At 66.1% G+C, this 15,787-nt stretch carries 11 protein-coding genes; 5 read left to right on the top strand and 6 right to left on the bottom strand.

The annotated features are described in order from the left end of the window. Positions 1 to 198: 198 nt before the first annotated feature. The gene (locus ACSQ12_RS17300; protein WP_245198990.1) at positions 199 to 432 is read left to right on the top strand and encodes a hypothetical protein; all 234 of its coding nucleotides are present in this window, start codon (positions 199 to 201) and stop codon (positions 430 to 432) included. 52 nt (positions 433 to 484) lie between these two features. Here the strand turns inward: ACSQ12_RS17300 and ACSQ12_RS17295 are convergent, their stop codons facing one another. The 5 genes from ACSQ12_RS17295 to ACSQ12_RS17275 form a co-directional block, all read right to left on the bottom strand. Next, positions 485 to 2,107 carry a SulP family inorganic anion transporter gene (locus ACSQ12_RS17295; RefSeq protein ID WP_436066237.1) on the bottom strand — a complete coding sequence of 541 codons (1,623 nt, stop codon included), beginning with the start codon at positions 2,105 to 2,107 and terminating at the stop codon, positions 485 to 487. 372 nt (positions 2,108 to 2,479) lie between these two features. Beyond that, complete coding sequence (locus tag ACSQ12_RS17290; protein ID WP_436066236.1) at positions 2,480 to 3,607, bottom strand: M24 family metallopeptidase; 1,128 nt, start codon at positions 3,605 to 3,607, stop codon at positions 2,480 to 2,482. Continuing rightward, positions 3,604 to 5,727 carry a DUF6807 family protein gene (locus ACSQ12_RS17285; protein ID WP_436066235.1) on the bottom strand — a complete coding sequence of 708 codons (2,124 nt, stop codon included), beginning with the start codon at positions 5,725 to 5,727 and terminating at the stop codon, positions 3,604 to 3,606. Before ACSQ12_RS17285 ends, ACSQ12_RS17290 begins: the two co-directional genes overlap by 4 nt. A gap of 10 nt (positions 5,728 to 5,737) precedes the next feature. Continuing rightward, entirely contained in the window at positions 5,738 to 6,913 is a 1,176-nt protein-coding gene (locus ACSQ12_RS17280; protein ID WP_436066234.1) for an acetylxylan esterase, read from the bottom strand. A 79-nt stretch (positions 6,914 to 6,992) separates the two neighbouring features. Beyond that, positions 6,993 to 8,261 carry an ABC transporter substrate-binding protein gene (locus ACSQ12_RS17275; protein WP_436066233.1) on the bottom strand — a complete coding sequence of 423 codons (1,269 nt, stop codon included), beginning with the start codon at positions 8,259 to 8,261 and terminating at the stop codon, positions 6,993 to 6,995. Between the two features lie 380 nt (positions 8,262 to 8,641). Between ACSQ12_RS17275 and ACSQ12_RS17270 the strand changes: the two genes are divergently transcribed. The 3 genes from ACSQ12_RS17270 to ACSQ12_RS17260 all read left to right on the top strand — a co-directional run bounded on the left by ACSQ12_RS17270 (position 8,642) and on the right by ACSQ12_RS17260 (position 12,117). Beyond that, on the top strand, positions 8,642 to 9,586 hold the full coding sequence (locus ACSQ12_RS17270) for a carbohydrate ABC transporter permease (protein ID WP_043483689.1): 945 nt from the start codon (positions 8,642 to 8,644) through the stop codon (positions 9,584 to 9,586). Beyond that, positions 9,576 to 10,520: a carbohydrate ABC transporter permease gene (locus ACSQ12_RS17265; RefSeq protein ID WP_011693152.1), complete on the top strand. Its 945-nt coding sequence runs from the start codon at positions 9,576 to 9,578 to the stop codon at positions 10,518 to 10,520. Before ACSQ12_RS17270 ends, ACSQ12_RS17265 begins: the two co-directional genes overlap by 11 nt. A gap of 235 nt (positions 10,521 to 10,755) precedes the next feature. Further along, positions 10,756 to 12,117 carry an ABC transporter substrate-binding protein gene (locus ACSQ12_RS17260; RefSeq protein WP_436066232.1) on the top strand — a complete coding sequence of 454 codons (1,362 nt, stop codon included), beginning with the start codon at positions 10,756 to 10,758 and terminating at the stop codon, positions 12,115 to 12,117. Positions 12,118 to 12,271: 154 nt separating this feature from the next. Here the strand turns inward: ACSQ12_RS17260 and ACSQ12_RS17255 are convergent, their stop codons facing one another. Continuing rightward, positions 12,272 to 14,287 (bottom strand): beta-galactosidase, encoded by a 2,016-nt coding sequence (locus ACSQ12_RS17255; protein ID WP_436066231.1) that lies wholly within the window; start codon positions 14,285 to 14,287, stop codon positions 12,272 to 12,274. A gap of 183 nt (positions 14,288 to 14,470) precedes the next feature. Between ACSQ12_RS17255 and ACSQ12_RS17250 the strand changes: the two genes are divergently transcribed. Beyond that, positions 14,471 to 15,754: an ABC transporter substrate-binding protein gene (locus ACSQ12_RS17250; protein WP_436066230.1), complete on the top strand. Its 1,284-nt coding sequence runs from the start codon at positions 14,471 to 14,473 to the stop codon at positions 15,752 to 15,754. Positions 15,755 to 15,787: the final 33 nt, after the last annotated feature.

Here is a 15,787-nt window from a genome sequence, read left to right as displayed (position 1 = left end):
ACGGACAGGCGACACAGGAAGATCACCGCCCGGAAACGTTGCCGCAATCTTGCTGGGGGAAGCTGTTCCCAGGAGCATCGCCAGGGGAGGCACACAGTGGAAGCAAGCGGGAATTCAACCATCCGGACGTGTTCGGATTTGGCAGTCGGGGAGGAAATCGAGGCCTGGCACAAGGGCCGGTTGTTCCACCGGGGGAGCGTGACGGAAACAATTCCATCCACGGATCTGTTCTGGATCGTCGATTCCCGAACGGGGGCGCGCAAGCTGCTGGACGTGGAGGCGCTGGACATCGTCAGGGTCGAAAAGCGCGTCGCGGTTGAAGCGGCCCGGCCCGAGGCTGTCCACGTTGACCGGGCGGTCCGTGGGGAACATGCCATTGCCCCTCGGGTGTCCCGGCGGGAACCGCACGTCGTATGGTTCTCCTCGGCCTGAGGCGCAAAAGAACGCTGCGTCAGGCCGAGGAGAAGCTGCCGCCCCGTCCGGATCAGCCCGCAGTGCGGTTATCGCTCCGCAGCGGGGTCCGGAGGGCGGAACGTGAACTGCCGCGGCTCGGCGGGCCGGCCTGTGCGTCGTGGAGCGTGGCCGTGCCGCTTTCCTCGATAACCACCGTGCCGCCGTTGCCCACGTGCCGGTTGCGCCAGGCATCAAGGGTGTCGTGGACGGGATGGTCCAGGAAGTCCACCTCCAGCTCCACCGTGACGTGCGCTCCGGCCGGAACCGAGGCCAGCACGGCGCTCAGCCGCGGGAGCGAGAGGAAACTGCATGAGCCGTCGATCTCCACGCGCCAGCGGTTCCCGTCGCCGGTGCCCGCCGGTTCAGCGTGGATGCTGGCCCTCGCCACCCGCCAGAGAACCAGTGCCACGGCCAGGACCAGGCCGGTCAAGACTCCCACGAGCAGGTTGACGAACACCACGCAGAACAGGGTCACACCGTAGACGGTCAGGTCGCCGGTCCGCCGTGCCGTCCTGATGTCGGCCGCCCGGACCAGTCGGGAACCGATCACGATGAGCAGCCCTGCGAGGACGGCCTGCGGAATCAGCTGGATCAGGCCCGCCAGCAGCAGTGAGAAGACCAGCACCCAGACACCGTGGAGGATTGCGGACTTGCGTGTCCGGGCACCGGCCTCAATGTTGGTGGCGCTCCGGACGATCACGCCGGTCACGGGCAGGCCTCCCAGCATCCCTGAGGTCACATTGGCCGCACCCTGCCCCAGGAGCTCGCGGTTGAAGTCCGTTCGCCGGCCATGGTGCATCTTGTCCACGGCCACGGCCGAGAGCAGGGATTCGACACTGGCGATCAGCGCGATGGTCACCACGCCCAGGACCACCGCGGTCCAGTTCCCGTCGGGCAGCTCGGGAAAGGCAAGCGCGCCCAGCAGGGAGCCGTCGAAGGTGATCCGGTCCACGTTGAAGGGCAGGGAGAGGGCGGTGGCCGCGATGACAGCGACAAGGGGCCCGGGGACCCGGCGGACAGCGGGAGGAAGGTGCTTCCAGCCGAGCAGCAGGGCGATGACCACGGCGCCGAGGGCTGCGGCGGCGATGTCGACGGCAAGGAAGCTGCCCGGCATGGCCATGAGGTTCTCCCAGGCCTCGCTGGCTGACTCGGCACCGAGCATCACGTGCAGCTGCTGTAGCACGATGGTGATGCCGATGCCGGCGAGCATGGCATGGACCACCACCGGTGCGATGGCCAGCGCAACGCGGCCCACCCGTGCCAGGCCGAGCAGTGCCTGGAGCACACCGGCTGCCACGGTGATGGCGCAGGTGACGGGCCAGCCGAACTGTTCGATCAGGCCGGCAACGATCACGGTCAGTCCGGCGGCGGGTCCACTGACCTGCAGCGGGGAACCACCCAGGCTGCCGGCGACGATCCCGCCCACGGCGGCGGCGATCAGGCCGGCCATGACCGGGGCGCCGGAGGCGGCCGCGATTCCCAGCGACAGCGGGACGGCCACCAGGAACACCACCAGCGATGCCGGCAGGTCCCAGCGGATCCCGGTGGTCAGATATGCCCGGAGGCTCCCGGGATCCTTCTCAGCGGGATTGCGGCCGGGTGGGGCGGTCCGGGGCGGGGCGGGCGGGTCCGTCTTGGCGGTTGCTGATGGCATTGCAGTCCTTCGCTGGTACGTCGCGGTCCCGTGCCACGCTATTGACGCTCCAGTTCAGCCCGCAAGGGACCCGATCGTGAGAAAGAACACGCCCGGAACCCGCTCCGGGCTGCGTAACGGAGGCTCAACATTGCCCCCGCGGCGGATTGCCGCGCCACCCGTTTGCCCGCTGCGGGGAGGCGGCGGGACCCCACCGAACGGGACTCGGTTTTCAAGTCAAATCCAATCGATGGGGCACCTAATCGGCCCCCGGGCGGAAAAATATCCCCTGCTTTTCCCTCGAAACGGCCTGCCGGTCTATACCAGTGACGCCGTGTTGCGGCAGCAGTTTGGCGCTCGTTCCATCGTGTGCCGGTGCTGGGAAGCGAGCGCTCACAGCTCCAGGGTCAGCGGCCGCCGGATGCCGTTCACGACCGCGGCCGGCCAGCGCGGGTCCACGCTGAGGACGCTGATCCCCGACTCGGTGAGCTGAACCGTGTCCTCGATCTTCACTCCGGGACCGGAAGGATTCCAGGTGAAGGTCTGGTTGAGGACCACGGCGTCGTCGGTGCCGGGCGTCGCCCGGGGGTCACGGCCCGCATAGCCGGCCGGACCGCCTTGATGGTGGAGGGTCCACTGCTCTGCGCCGAAGCCGTGGCGGAGGTAGGCTTCCTGGATTTCAGCGAAGATGCCGTCCAGCCGTGCACCGGGAATAGTGGCGTCGAAAATGTCCGCTTCTACCGCCGCGATCCGGGCTTCCGCTTCGAGCTCGCCCGGGGTTCCGGCGTCGAACCGCACCCAGCGGGTCACATTGGCCACCAGCCCGTTGCGCCGCGCGCACACCACTGCCATGGCCCGCCGGCCGATCGGCGCGTGCGTGGGCAGCGGGTGCCGGAACCCGCTGCGTCCGGCGCCGTTGCACAGGAGCACCAGCGGCTCGGCCCCCATCGCCACGATCCGTGCAGCCAGGGCGGAGGCCACAGCGAACTCGGTGGTTTCCGGCGTGGTGCCGGAAAGGACGTCTGTCATCGCGGCAGCGGCGTCGGCGCACAGCCGGGCGTACCGTGCGCTCTCCCCTGGCAGGAACGGCTGGCGGGCAGTCCTCAGTTCTCCGGCCACATCAGCCTCCGCGAGGGGCCTTCCGCCGGGGGCGAGCGTGGCTGCGGCGGAATGAAGCTGCCCGTGCCAGGGCACTGTGTGGAGGTCCACGCCGTCGGGCAGTTCCTCCGCCGCGATCCGGGCGGCCTCGTTGTTGAAGGTGACCAGATGATCGCCGTCGCGGTCAACCAGCATGGCCGCGACGGGGTCGCCGGCGAGGCTGATGTGCATCCGGCTCCCGTCCAGGTACCAGGTCAGCGCCGTGTTGGTGGTCAGGAGCAGCGAGTCCCGGCCCGCGGCATCCAGGATCTCCAGGACCCGCCGCCGCTTCACGGCCCGGTCGGAGAGGTTCCACGGTGTCGTCATGGACGTCCCGGCGGATGCCTGCGGTACCTGCTGTGCCTGGTGGGTGGCAGTGTTCATTTGGATTCCCCCAAAGTGGTGATGAGCTGTTCGATATCGCTGGTGGACAGGAGGCCGTCGGCCACCAGGACGGTGACGGTGCGGTGCAGCGGGCTGGCGTGGCTGGCTGTTGCCGGCTGCTCCCACGCCAGGGACAGTCCGACGCCGGGATAGCCCGCTGCGCGGACAAACCAGGGATCGCAGGGTTGCCCGGGCTCCGGCCGGGGCAGGAAGACGAGGGTGGCCGGGCCGCCGTCGGGCTCTCCGTTCCGGAAATTTCCGGACCACGCCAGCCACGGCGCCGCAGTGGAGGGGACGGCGCCGTGGACGGCGTCTTCCCCTTCCGCGGACGCTGTCCACACCTTCCCGCCGTCGACGGCGGGAAGGCGCCAGAAGAAGCCCCCGTACCCGCCCTGCGGCCGGCCGTTCGAGCCCGGGCTGCCCAGCGTGACCGGGGCCGGTCCGGACGGCGTCAAGGTGAAATCCAGCGTGAGCTGCCACGTGGAGGAGCCGACGGCGGCCCAGCTCCACGTCCGGCGTTCGCTGAGGAGGGGAACCCCCGGCCCGGCGGAGCCCGCCGGCGCCAGCCAGCTCAGGGTTTCGGTCCGCGAGTCTCCGCGGGCGCCGTCTTCCACCGCGAGGGTGACGATCCGGCCATGGTCCTTCCGCCAGATGTAGGCCCCGGCGTCGCGGGTGTAGGTGCGGCCGCCCCAGAAATTGACGCCGTCCACGTCCTGGATGGCAACCCCCGCCCCGAGGTGCCACACGTGGTCCTCGGGGAGATGATCGGTCACCACGGTGCCGGCCAGGGTGCTGACGGGATGGAGGTAGGGCCGGGGCGATGACGTGGGCGTTATCCGGCTGCCGTCTGCCGGCCTCGCCACCGCTGCCCCGTTCACCGTGAAGGCGGGTTGCGGCCCGGCTGAGGGCAGTTCGCCGGGCAGTTCGCGTGCCCACGGCGCGCCGAGCTCTGCGAAGGTGGCCTGCGCCGCGGCGGCCCGGCGCACCAGCTGGCGTATTCCGCTGACCACGGGGTGGGCGTCGTCGCCTTCACCTTCCCAGGCCACATGCGCTGCGCCGATCGCGCGGGGCTGCTCCGCCGTCCGGATTGCTTCCAGCACCGTCATGAAGGCGCCGTTCCCGGCCAGCGGGCTGAGCAGCTGGCTCGCGCTGCCAGGCGGGCGGCGGGCGGCCAGGAGGTTTTCCAGCAGATCGGTGCGGCCGAACGTTGCGGTGCGCTCGCCGTCGGGCGTGGTAACGGTCAGCCGGTCCTCTGTGTAGAAGAAGTCTGCCCGGCCCAGTGTGCCGTGGACAGTGACGGAGGGCGGGGTCTGTTCGTCGGCACACAGGGTCAGGGCGCAGAGGAGGACCGCGCCGCCGGCAGTGCGGACCCGGATCACCGACGTGTCGTCGCTTTCGGTTGCGTGGGCACGGTACAGGTCCGTCTCCACGGACAGGACGTCGCGGGCCAGTTCCGCGCCGGCGATCTTCAGCCCGGTGGCCACCGCGTGCGCCAGGGCATTGGTGGCTACGCCGTCCACCACATCGGTGCCGTCCAGGCTGCGTTTGCCCGCCCAGCGTGATCGCTTGAAATAGCCCTTGGTGCGCACCCACGTGCCGGCGGCGCTGACTCCGCGCACCTCGCCGATTTCACCGGCCCCCACCAGACGGTCCAGCGCCGGCAGGGCGTGGGAGCCCAGGCTCTGGAAGCCCACCTGGACCAGCCGGCCGGCCTCCTGCGCCGCGGCAAGCACGGCGTCGAACTGGGCCAGGGATGCCATGGGCGGTTTCTCCACGTAGACATCGGCGCCGGCGGCGATGGCCGCAAGGGCAAGCGGCGCATGCGTCTGGATGGGTGTGGCCAGGATGACTACGTCCGGGGCCGGACCGGAGCCGAGCAGTTGTTCCAGGTCCCGGAAGACGGCCACGGAGTCCGCGAGCCTCCCGGGCTCGGGGGGAGCGGGGTCCGCTACGGCCACCAGTTCCAGGGCACCGGCTTCCTCGAGCCGTGCGAGGTTGGCCAGGTGCCGCTCACCGAATCCGTGCACGCCCACCAGGGCGATGCGCGGGCGGGCGGGCGGATCTGCGGAGTCAGCAGCGGTGCGGCTGCCAACATCCGCGGCGACGGATTGCTGAGTCATGAAGTGGTCCTCAAAGGCTAAGGGGGTGAAAGGTGGGACGGTTCTGTGGCCGCTGGCCCCCGGTGCCCAGGGCTGCCGACAGGAAACTGATCGCTTCCTGCTGCATCCGGGCGGTGAAGACGTGGCCGCCGGGCCAGAAACTGCCGGTGTAGGCGCCCGGGGAATGAAGTGACTTCAGCTTGTTGTGGGCGTCCCGCATGCCGGCCTCGGGGAAGAGCGGGTCCGCGAGGGCGTACTGGACCAGGAAGCTGCCGGCGCCGGACCGGGTGGTGAGTTCCGGCCAGTCACCGAGCTTCCACAGCCCAGGGGTCTGCAGAAGCCAGGAATGCGCGTCCAGGTAGGCGGGCAGAAGGGATTGGAAGGTGGTCATCATGCAGGTCACCACGTAGGTCCGAATGCGGGGGCTCAGGGCGGCCAACGTCAGAGACCGGCCGCCGCCGCCGGAGAATCCGAGGCAGCCCAGCCGGTCCTGGTCAACGCCAGGCAGGCCCGCGAGCACTTCCAGGGCGGAGAGGTCGTCGTGCGCCGCCATGCCGGCCAGGCTGGTGCCAAGCAGTCCGGCCGCCTTGGCCACCGTATCCTCGTGGTAGCCGGCGGCGGCATTGTAGAGGTCCGCTTCGGAGGGCTCGACGCCGTCCTCCCGCCACTGCGCTTTGCGGGCGTCCAGCGCGGAGGCTGTCCGCCACGGCGGATGCGCAAGGTCGAAGCGGCGGCTGCCCCAGGCGAACGTGTCATGCGCCAGGACCGCGAAGCCCCGCCGCGCCACGTCCGTCGCCAGCGCGTGCCCGTCATAGTGGCCCGCGCGGGCCGCTGCGGCGGAGGGGTGGGAGTGGGGGAGTTCCACGAGCCGGTCCGCCCCGCCGAACTTGTTTCCGCCGTGGCAGTGCAGGGCAAGGACGCCCGGCAGGGGTCCGGTGCTTCCGGCCGGGCGGACCAGCCAGCCGGTAGTCCGGGGACCGAATCCCAACTGCCAGCTCAGCTGGGAGGTGGTGACGCCGTCGTGCGTGTCCTCCCGGTGGACCTGCAGGTTCTCCGGGGTGGATGGAACCGGCACGCCAAGGGCGTCGGAAAGTTCCTGCGCCGCGGGGCCGGACGCCTGGTGCCGCGGATGCTGCCGGACCCAGTCAGGCCAGTCCTCATAACCGGCGATCGCACTGGGCCGGACCGGCTGGATGGTTTCGTTCACGGACCTGCCTACTGTTCAGGGAGGTGCTGTCCCGGAGGACAGGCGATGTTCGTTGGGTGGGGATGCCGGGCGATGATGCTCACCCCAGGTTCTGGTTGACTTCGGCGATGAAGCCCTTCGCAGCGTCCTGCGGGGAAATCTTCCCGAACAAAACGTCGGTGTTGTAGCGGTTCAGCACCTCAAGGGTGGCGGAGGAACCGGCCGGGAACGGCTTGGTCGGGGCCACATCCAGCTCCGCGATCCGGTCCAGGTACGCTGCCTCCTTCTGTTGGCCTTCCTTCAGCAGGGGGGTGATGCCGGCCTTCAGATCCGTGTTGGCGGGCATGCCGCGGTCGCTCTTGATCTTGGTTGCGGCGTCCATGTTGTTCACCAGGTAGTTGATGAACAGTGCGGCTTCCTTGGACTGTGCGGATTTCGAGGAGATGGCGTATTCCATGGAGGAACGCAGCCAGGCTCCCGGCTGCTTACTTTCGCCGGGCATCTTCATCATGACCAGCGGGGAACCCGAATATGACGTCATCTGGTTGCTCCACGAAATCTTCATGGCCTGCTTTCCCTGGCCCATGAGGGTCAGCTCGGGCTGGGCCGAGCCGTCCTCCACAGTCTGGGATGCCGACGGGGCGCCGCCGGTGTCCATGAGCTTCTTGTTCAGTTCAAACCAGCGGGTCAAGGTACCTTCGCTGATGCCCATCTTCTTGCCGTCATCCGTGTAGAGGGACTCGTTGTTCTGGCGTGCCCAGACGGCCAGGAACGAATCATTGGCCATGGGCGTGGTGCCGAACGTGCCCGCCGGCGACTTTTTCGCAATCTCCGCGGCGATGTCCACGTAGTCGTCCCAGGTCCAGGTTTCGTCATTCGGCAGCGGCACCCCGGCAGCCTCGAAGACCTGGGGGTCGATGACCATGGACATCGAATTCACGCCGGCCGTGATGGTGTACTGCTTGCCGTCGATCTTGCCCAGGTCCACGGTTCCCTCGGCGAACTTGGAAGTATCGATCTGCTCTTTCACCTTGTCCAGGTCCAGGAGCACGCCGCGGCTGGCGTATTCGCTGGGGTAGGCGCCGCTCATGGCGAACACGTCCGGAGTGGTTCCGCCGGCGATCTGGGTTGCCATCTTGTCCCAGTAGGAGCTGAACTCGGTGTTTTCACCCTGCACCTTGATGGTGGGGTTGGCAGCTTCGAAGTCCTTGATCACTTCCAGGGTGGTCTTGGCGCGGGAATCGTTGCCCCACCAGGCGAACCGGATGGTGACCGGGTCCTCCGCCGTTCCCACCTTCCCGGCCTGCGGGCTGTTGCCGCAGCCTGTCAGTACCAGCACCAGTGCAGCCGTCGCGCCGGCAACACCCATTACAGACTTCTTGAGAGCTAACCTCATTGTCCTGCCCCTCAGTTGTTTGCTACGGCGGGTGAGTGACCCGCGTAACAGAAAGCGTTTTCTCAAAAACTAACAAAGGGCTATACAGGAGTCAAGAAAACGTTTACTTTGGTACAAAGCCGCTGTTGTTCAGCACCGTCGAAAGATGCCGGAAGAGGCCGTTGCGGGAGATCCTGCAGAACGGCCGGATTGGCCACAAGGGCGGTGCATACACTGATCGCGCAGACGATCACCAAGACGTGGAGGGCCACGATGACCAAAGGAGACCACATGGCCGCTAAACACATCCCCAGGGCTACGCGCCCGGCAGGCATGCCGGCAGCGGGCCCGCTGTGCCGGACGGAGTTGACGCAGTGAGCGCCATTAGCGAACTCAGCTCGATCTCCCGCCGCAAGGGCAAAGCCACTGCTGAGGAGAAAAAGGCCAACGGCCGCGACAACAAGGCCGCATATATCTTCCTGCTGCCATGGCTGGTGGGGCTCGTCGCCATCACCATCGGCCCCATGCTGATGTCCCTGTACCTGTCCTTCACGGACTACAACCTGCTACAGCCGCCGGAATGGACCGGCCTGGACAACTTCACCCGCATGCTCAGCGACGCCCGGCTGCACAATTCGCTGCGGGTGACGTTCACCTACGTCTTCGTTGGCGTACCGCTCCAGCTGGCCGTCGCGCTGTTGATCGCCCTGGTTCTTGATAAAGGCCTGCGCGGACTGCCGTTCTATCGTTCGGTGTTCTACCTGCCCTCCCTGCTGGGCGGCTCAGTCGCTGTTGCCATCCTGTGGAAGCAGATCTTCGGCACCACGGGCCTGGTGAACCAGGTCCTGGCCATGTTCGGCATCCAGGGGCCCGGCTGGATCTCGGATCCCAGCACGGCCCTGGGCTCGATCATCCTGCTGCACGTCTGGACGTTCGGCGCTCCCATGATCATCTTCCTGGCCGGCCTGCGCCAGATCCCGGTCATGTACTACGAAGCAGCCAAGGTCGACGGTGCGAGTACCCTGCAGCAGTTCCGGCGGATCACCATGCCGATGCTCAGCCCCATCATCTTCTTCAACCTGGTGCTCCAGATCATCGGCTCGTTCCAGTCATTCACCCAGGCGTTCATCGTCTCCGGCGGCAATGGCGGTCCTTCCGACTCGACCATGTTCTTCACGCTGTACCTCTACCAAAAGGGCTTCGGCCAGTTCGACATGGGCTACGCCTCGGCGATGGCCTGGTTCCTGCTGGTCATCATCGGTGTGTTCACCGCCATCAACTTCATCGCTTCTAAGTATTGGGTTTTCTATGACGACTAAGCTTGAGACGCTGCCCGCTCCGGACAAGAAGACACCCGGTGCCGGCAAGCCTACGAACCGCAAGCCCAAGGTGCGGGAGTCCAGGGGGACCCTGGCGTTCAGTCGGACGCAGCGCAGCAAGGCGCTGATGAAGCACGCCATCCTGATCGTCGCCGGCGGCCTGATGATTTATCCCCTCCTGTGGATGGTGGTGTCCTCGCTGCGGCCCAACGAGCTGATTTTCCGTGAGCCGGGACTGTGGCTGAACAGCCTGGAAATGGGCAACTACACCGATGGCTGGTCTGCCCTGACCCACCCGTTTGGCCACTACATGCTCAACTCGGCGATCGTGGTGCTGGGATCCATCCTGGGGAACCTGATCTCCTGCTCCATGGCGGCCTACGCCTTCGCCCGGCTGCAGTTCACCGGCAAGAAGCTGTTCTTTGGCATCATGCTTTTGACCATCATGCTGCCGTTCCACGTGATCATCGTTCCGCAGTACATCCTGTTCTCGCAGATCGGCTGGGTGAACACCTTCTGGCCGCTGATTGTGCCCAAGCTCCTGGCGACGGATGCGTTTTTCGTGTTCCTCATGGTGCAGTTCATCCGGGGCATTCCCAAGGAGCTGGATGAGGCCGCACGGATCGACGGCGCGGGGCACCCCCGCATCTTCCTGCGGGTGATCCTGCCGCTGATGGTGCCGGCCCTGGCCACCACCACCATCTTCACGTTCATCTGGACGTGGAACGACTTCTTCGGGGCGCTCATCTACCTGACTGATCCGGACATGTTCACCGTTCCGGTGGCGTTGCGGGCCTTCGTGGACTCGCAGTCCGCCACGAGCTGGGGTTCGCTCTTCGCGATGTCCATCGTGTCCCTGCTGCCGGTGTTCCTGGTGTTTCTGTTCGGGCAGCGCTTCCTGATCAAGGGAATCGCGACGACGGGTATCAAATAAGCCTGCCGGCTCACGTCTGCGCGGGGTGGATGGGCGTTCGTCGCCCGTCCACCCCGTTTTTGTTGGGCGGCCGCTTGATCAGCAGGCCAAACGTTAAATCAGCAGGTCAAACGTCTTGTAATACAAGTCGCTTGCTTGTATCATCAGTGATGAGAAAGCGTTTTCTCGTCAACTTTCCAGCCCACTCATTTCGAACTCAATCAGCTTTCAAGATCAAAGAAGATCGGAGAATCCAGTGCCGCTATTTTCCCGCCCTGCCTCAGCCGCCAGTCGTGGCGCAGCAGAGGCCACATCCGCCCGGGCCGGGCGGAGGCTCCGCCGAACCGGCGCAGTTGCCGCAGCTGCCGCCGTCGTCCTTGCCCTCAGTGCCTGCGGCGGGGGAGCCGCCCCGCAAAGTGCCGACGGCAAGGTTGAACTCCGTTTCTCCTGGTGGGGAGGAGACAAGCGTGCGCAACTGACGCAGGCTGCGATCGCGGCCTTCGAAGCCGAGAACCCGAACATCAAGATCAAGCCGGAGTTCGGCGACTGGAGCGGTTACTGGGACAAGCTCGCCACGCAGGTTGCTGCCAACGACGCCCCTGACATCATCCAGATGGACGAAAAATACATCACGGAGTACTCCTCCCGCGGCGCCCTGCTGGACCTTTCCAAGTACGACATTGACACGTCGAAGCTTGACGAAGCCGCCCTTAACGCCGGGAAGAGCGAGGACGGCCTGACGGGCATTGCCGCCGGCATCAACGCTGCAACCATCCTGGCCAACCCGGCAGTCTTCAAGGCCGCAGGCGTTGCGCTGCCCGACGACAAGACCTGGACGTGGGAGGACTTCGAGCGCATCGCGGCCGAGGTCACCGCGAAGTCGCCGAAGGGTACGTATGGCGCTGCCGCCTACGGCACCGATGAAGCCTCGCTCGGCGTATGGCTCCGGCAAAACGGCAAGTCGCTGTACACCAGCGACGGGAAGCTGGGTTTTGAGCCGGGCGACATCGCCGAGTGGTGGGCCTTCCTGAAGGAACTCAGCGAGAAGAAGGCCGTGCCCTCCGCCTCGGAAGTGGTTGAGGCCGAAGCCGCAGCCCTGGACCAGAGCGGCCTGGCGACAGGCAAGAACGGACTCGCGTTCTGGTGGTCCAACCAGCTTCCCGCGCTGGAGAAGGCCGCCGGCGGCGAGCTCCAGATCCTGCGGTTCCCGTCCAAGACCGGCAGCTCAGCGGATGCCAAGCTCTGGTACAAGGCCTCGCAGTTCTGGTCAGCTTCGTCACGCACCAAGCACCCGGAAGAAACCGCTAAATTCATCAACTTCCTGGCCAACAACACCAAGGCCGGCGAAGCGCTCCTGGCCGACCGCGGCGTCTACCCCAACTCCGATGTCCGGGCAGCAATCGCACCCAAGCTGACCCCCGCCGACATCAAGGTGGTCAAGTTCATCGACCAGATCAAGGGCGAACTCGGCGAGGCCCCGGCACCGCCGCCGAAGGGCGCGGGCGCCATCCAGGAAATCGTCAAGCGCTACACCTCGGAGGTTCTCTTCAACCGGCTGTCCACGGAGGAAGCCGGCAAGAAGGCAGTCGATGAAATGAAGTCAGCCATCAGCAGCTAGCACGCAGGGCTGAGCAGCCGGAAAATCCCGGGCCTGTCCGCAGATCCTGACCTTTTGGGCCAGGCTCTGCGGACAGGCCTCTGTCATGGTGCGGTTGAGCGTCCGGCGGGGCGGCCCGGGCGGCCTAAGGCTGCCCGTGCCGCCCCGTTCCAGGTCAGTCCTCCGCGATCACCGCCACGCCGCCGGCCGGAACCGTGCCGGTGAACCGCTCGCCGGACAGCAGCTCAGCCCCTGCCACGCGGACGCTGGCATCGGCGCGTGAGTGGTTGATGGCGAAGATGAAGCTGGTGCCGTCGCCGGTGCGGCGTCGCGATAATTCGACGCCCTGGTCCGCCTCCGCCACTGCGGAAGCTCCCGACTCGGCGAGCAGCCGGTCCACCAGCGACTCGATGCCGTCCCCGTCCGGGAAGGTTGCCAGGTACCAGGCTGAGCCCGCTCCGGCGGAGCGCCGCGTCAGGGCGGGGACGCCCTCCAGCGGGTACTCAGTGAACGTCTGTACCGATTCAGCCCCGGCCGCGTGCACGTGCTCGCTCCACACGCGCCCCACTCCGCCGTCGCTGAGCTTGGCCGAGGCACCGGCCAGCAGCGGGTGGAATTCCTCCACCCGGATGCCCAGCAGGTCCCGGAACGCGCCCGGGTACCCGCCGAGGCGGATGTGGTCCTGTTCGTCCACAATCCCGCTGAAGTAGCTGACCAGGACTGTTGCGCCGGCGCGGGCAGCCGCGGCGATGTTCTCGGCCGCGTCGTCGGTGACGTTGTACAGGGTGCACACCAGCACCAGGTCGTAACCCTCCAGGGAGGCGGAAGGGTGCACAAAATCCGTCGAAACCCCGCGCAGGAACAGGGAGCGGTGGAAGGCGCGCATCAGGTCCAGGTACTTCACGTCCTGGCTGGGGTGGGAATCCAGTTCGCTGGCCCACCAGGCCTCATAGTCGAAAACGATGGCCACGCGCGACTCAACGCGCGATCCCCGCACAGCGGCCAGCTTCCGGAGCGCGGCGCCGAGCCCCACCACCTCCTGGAAGATGCGGGTGTCCCGTCCGCCGTGGGGGACCATGGCGGAGTGGAACTTCTCCGAACCGGCGAAGCTCTGCCGCCACTGGAAGAACATCACGGCATCCGCGCCGCGGGCCACGTGTGACAGGGAGTTGCGCAGCATCTCGCCGGGCATCTTGGGCTGGTTGCGGGGCTGCCAGTTCACTGCCGACGTCGAATGTTCCATCAGGATCCACGGTTCGCCGCCCGCAACGCCGCGCGTGAGGTCCGCGCTGAATGCGAGTTCGACCTGACGCTCCGGATCGGCGGCCACGAGGTAGTGGTCGTTGGCGATCACGTCCAGGTCCTTGGCCCAGTCAAAGTAGTCCATGGACTTGGTGGCGCTGGAAACCATGAGGTTGGTGGTGGCGGGCACCCCTGGCGTTACTTCGCGCAGCACTTCGAGCAGGGAGCGGTAATAATCCATCAGGGCCCAGGAGCTGAAGCGCTGGAAGTCCAGCTGCTGCCCCGGATTCAGCGTGGACGGCGCCACCGCGGGCGGCAGGACCTCCTCGAACGAGGCGTAATGCTGGGACCAGAAGGCCGTTCCCCATGCCGCGTTGAGGGCTTCGATGCTCCCGTACCGACGCTCAAGCCAGCGGCGGAAGGCGGCCGCGTCCTCGTCGCCGTAAAACTCCGAAACATGGCAGCCGAGTTCGTTGTCCACGTGCCACAGCGCCAGTGCAGGGTGGTCCTTGTAGCGCTCTGCCAGCACCCGGGTGATGCCGGTTGCGTAGCGCCGGTAAACGGCCGACGACGGCGTGTAGTGCCGCCGGGAGCCCGGTCCCAGCACGGTTCCGTCAGCGGTGACCGGGAGGATTTCCGGATGCTTGCGCACCAGCCATGCCGGGGGCGCGGCAGTTGCTGTCGCGAGGGCCACCTTGATGCCTGCCGCGGCCAGGTTGTCCAGGACGTCGTCCAGCCAGCCAAAGTCGTAATCGCCTTCGGAAGGCTCCAGCAGGCCCCACGAAAAAATGCCCACGCTGAGGAACGTAACACCGGCTTCCTTCATGAGCTCCAGGTCCTCCAGCCGGGTGCCGGCTGGCCATTGCTCGGGGTTGTAGTCGCCCCCGTAGGCGATACCTTCGAGGCTGCTCCACACCGCTGGTGGAGTGGATATTTCCTGGGATGACATGTGACTCCTTCGTCGAGGCCGGTGCACGATCATGGCATGAAAGCAGATGTTTGGAAAACGCTTGCCCAAATATGGGAATGAGGATATTGTATCGTTTCAGAAAGCACGTGTAAGCCAGGTCACCACCCTCGTTGAAGAGAATCACAGGGAATCGCGCTTACACAACCGAGCAAGGAGGCTCTAATGATCAGCAGAAGGAATTTCCTCACCACCGTGGCGCTGGGCACCGCATCTGCCGCAGCCCTGGCCGCGTGCGGACAGTCCGCCCCGGCACAGACCGGTTCGGCACAGAACCCGGTCACCATCAATTACACCTGGTGGGGCAACGATGACCGCGCCACCCGCACCCGCAAGGCCATCGAACTGTTCGAGTCCAAGAACCCCGACATCAAGGTCAACGGCAACTTCACCGACTTTGCCGGCTACTGGCAGAAGCGCGCCACCGAGGCTGCCGGCGGCGGCCTGCCTGACGTGATGCAGTGGGACCTCTCGTACCTGCGGGACTATGGCCAGCGGAACCAGCTCCTGGACCTCAGCACCGTGAAGATTGACACCTCGGGCTTCGACAAGTCGCTGCTGCCGTCCGGCCAGATCAAGGGCAAGACCTACGGCATCCCCACCAGCACCAACGCTTTCGCCGTCTACTACGATCCTGCCAAGCTCAAGACCCTCGGCGTTTCCGAGCCCGACGGCAGCTGGACCTACGACGAATACAAGTCCTGGCTCAAGGAGGTCGGCGCCAAGGGCAACGGCACCATCTTCGGTTCCACGGATTTCACCGGCATCTGGTGGCAGTTCAACATCTGGCTCCGCCAGAAGAACATCGAAGCCTTCACCGAGGACGGAAAGCTCGGCTTCAGCAAGGACGACCTGAAGACCTGGTGGAACATGGCTTCGGACCTGCGCGGTACCCCGGCCCTGGTCTCCGAGGAACGGACCACCCAGCTGGCACCCAAGTCGCCGTTCGGCTCCAACGTGACCGTCGCGGAAAACACCTGGGACAACTTCATGGCCGGCTACCTCGCGGACAGCGGCGCCAAGGAACTGAAGATCGTCCCCGTTCCCTCCGACGACCCGGACAACCTGGGCCTGTTCCTGAAGCCCTCGATGCTCATGGTGGCCAGCGCCAAGACCAAGTTCAAGGACGCCTCCGCACGCTTCATCGACTTTATGATCAACGACCCCGAGGTGGGCCAGATCTTCAAGACCTCCCGCGGCGTTCCCGCCTCGAAGAAGCAGCGCGACGGCACCACCTTCGAGGGCACCGACAAGATCGTGGTGGACTACGAGAAGTCCATCGAAAAGTACCTCAAGGATGCTCCCGAGCCGCCCATCGTCGGTTTCGGCACCCTGGAGGCCTCGTTCAAGCGGATCAGTTCGGACCTGAACTTCGGCAAGCTGACCGTTGACTCGGCGGCCGACGCCTGGTTCAAGGAAGCCGAAGACCTCATCAAGCAGAACGCCTGAGCAGCGTATTGTCTGCCCGACGTTCACAACTGA

It is taken from the genome of Arthrobacter sp. LjRoot14 (assembly GCF_964253905.1).
GTDB lineage: Bacteria > Actinomycetota > Actinomycetes > Actinomycetales > Micrococcaceae > Arthrobacter.
The sequence above is the reverse complement of the archived record's forward strand: the minus strand, read 5'-3'. Positions and strand labels throughout refer to the sequence as shown.

What these genes read in the sequence shown, in the direction of transcription:
- ACSQ12_RS17265 (WP_011693152.1), top strand. Translation starts at nt 9,576, where the DNA reads ATGACGACTAAGCTTGAGACGCTGCCCGCTCCGGACAAGAAGACACCC.
- ACSQ12_RS17250 (WP_436066230.1), top strand. Translation starts at nt 14,471, where the DNA reads ATGATCAGCAGAAGGAATTTCCTCACCACCGTGGCGCTGGGCACCGCA.
- ACSQ12_RS17290 (WP_436066236.1), bottom strand. Translation starts at nt 3,607, where the DNA reads ATGAACACTGCCACCCACCAGGCACAGCAGGTACCGCAGGCATCCGCC.
- ACSQ12_RS17275 (WP_436066233.1), bottom strand. Translation starts at nt 8,261, where the DNA reads ATGGGTGTTGCCGGCGCGACGGCTGCACTGGTGCTGGTACTGACAGGC.
- ACSQ12_RS17255 (WP_436066231.1), bottom strand. Translation starts at nt 14,287, where the DNA reads ATGTCATCCCAGGAAATATCCACTCCACCAGCGGTGTGGAGCAGCCTC.
- ACSQ12_RS17285 (WP_436066235.1), bottom strand. Translation starts at nt 5,727, where the DNA reads ATGACTCAGCAATCCGTCGCCGCGGATGTTGGCAGCCGCACCGCTGCT.
- ACSQ12_RS17295 (WP_436066237.1), bottom strand. Translation starts at nt 2,107, where the DNA reads ATGCCATCAGCAACCGCCAAGACGGACCCGCCCGCCCCGCCCCGGACC.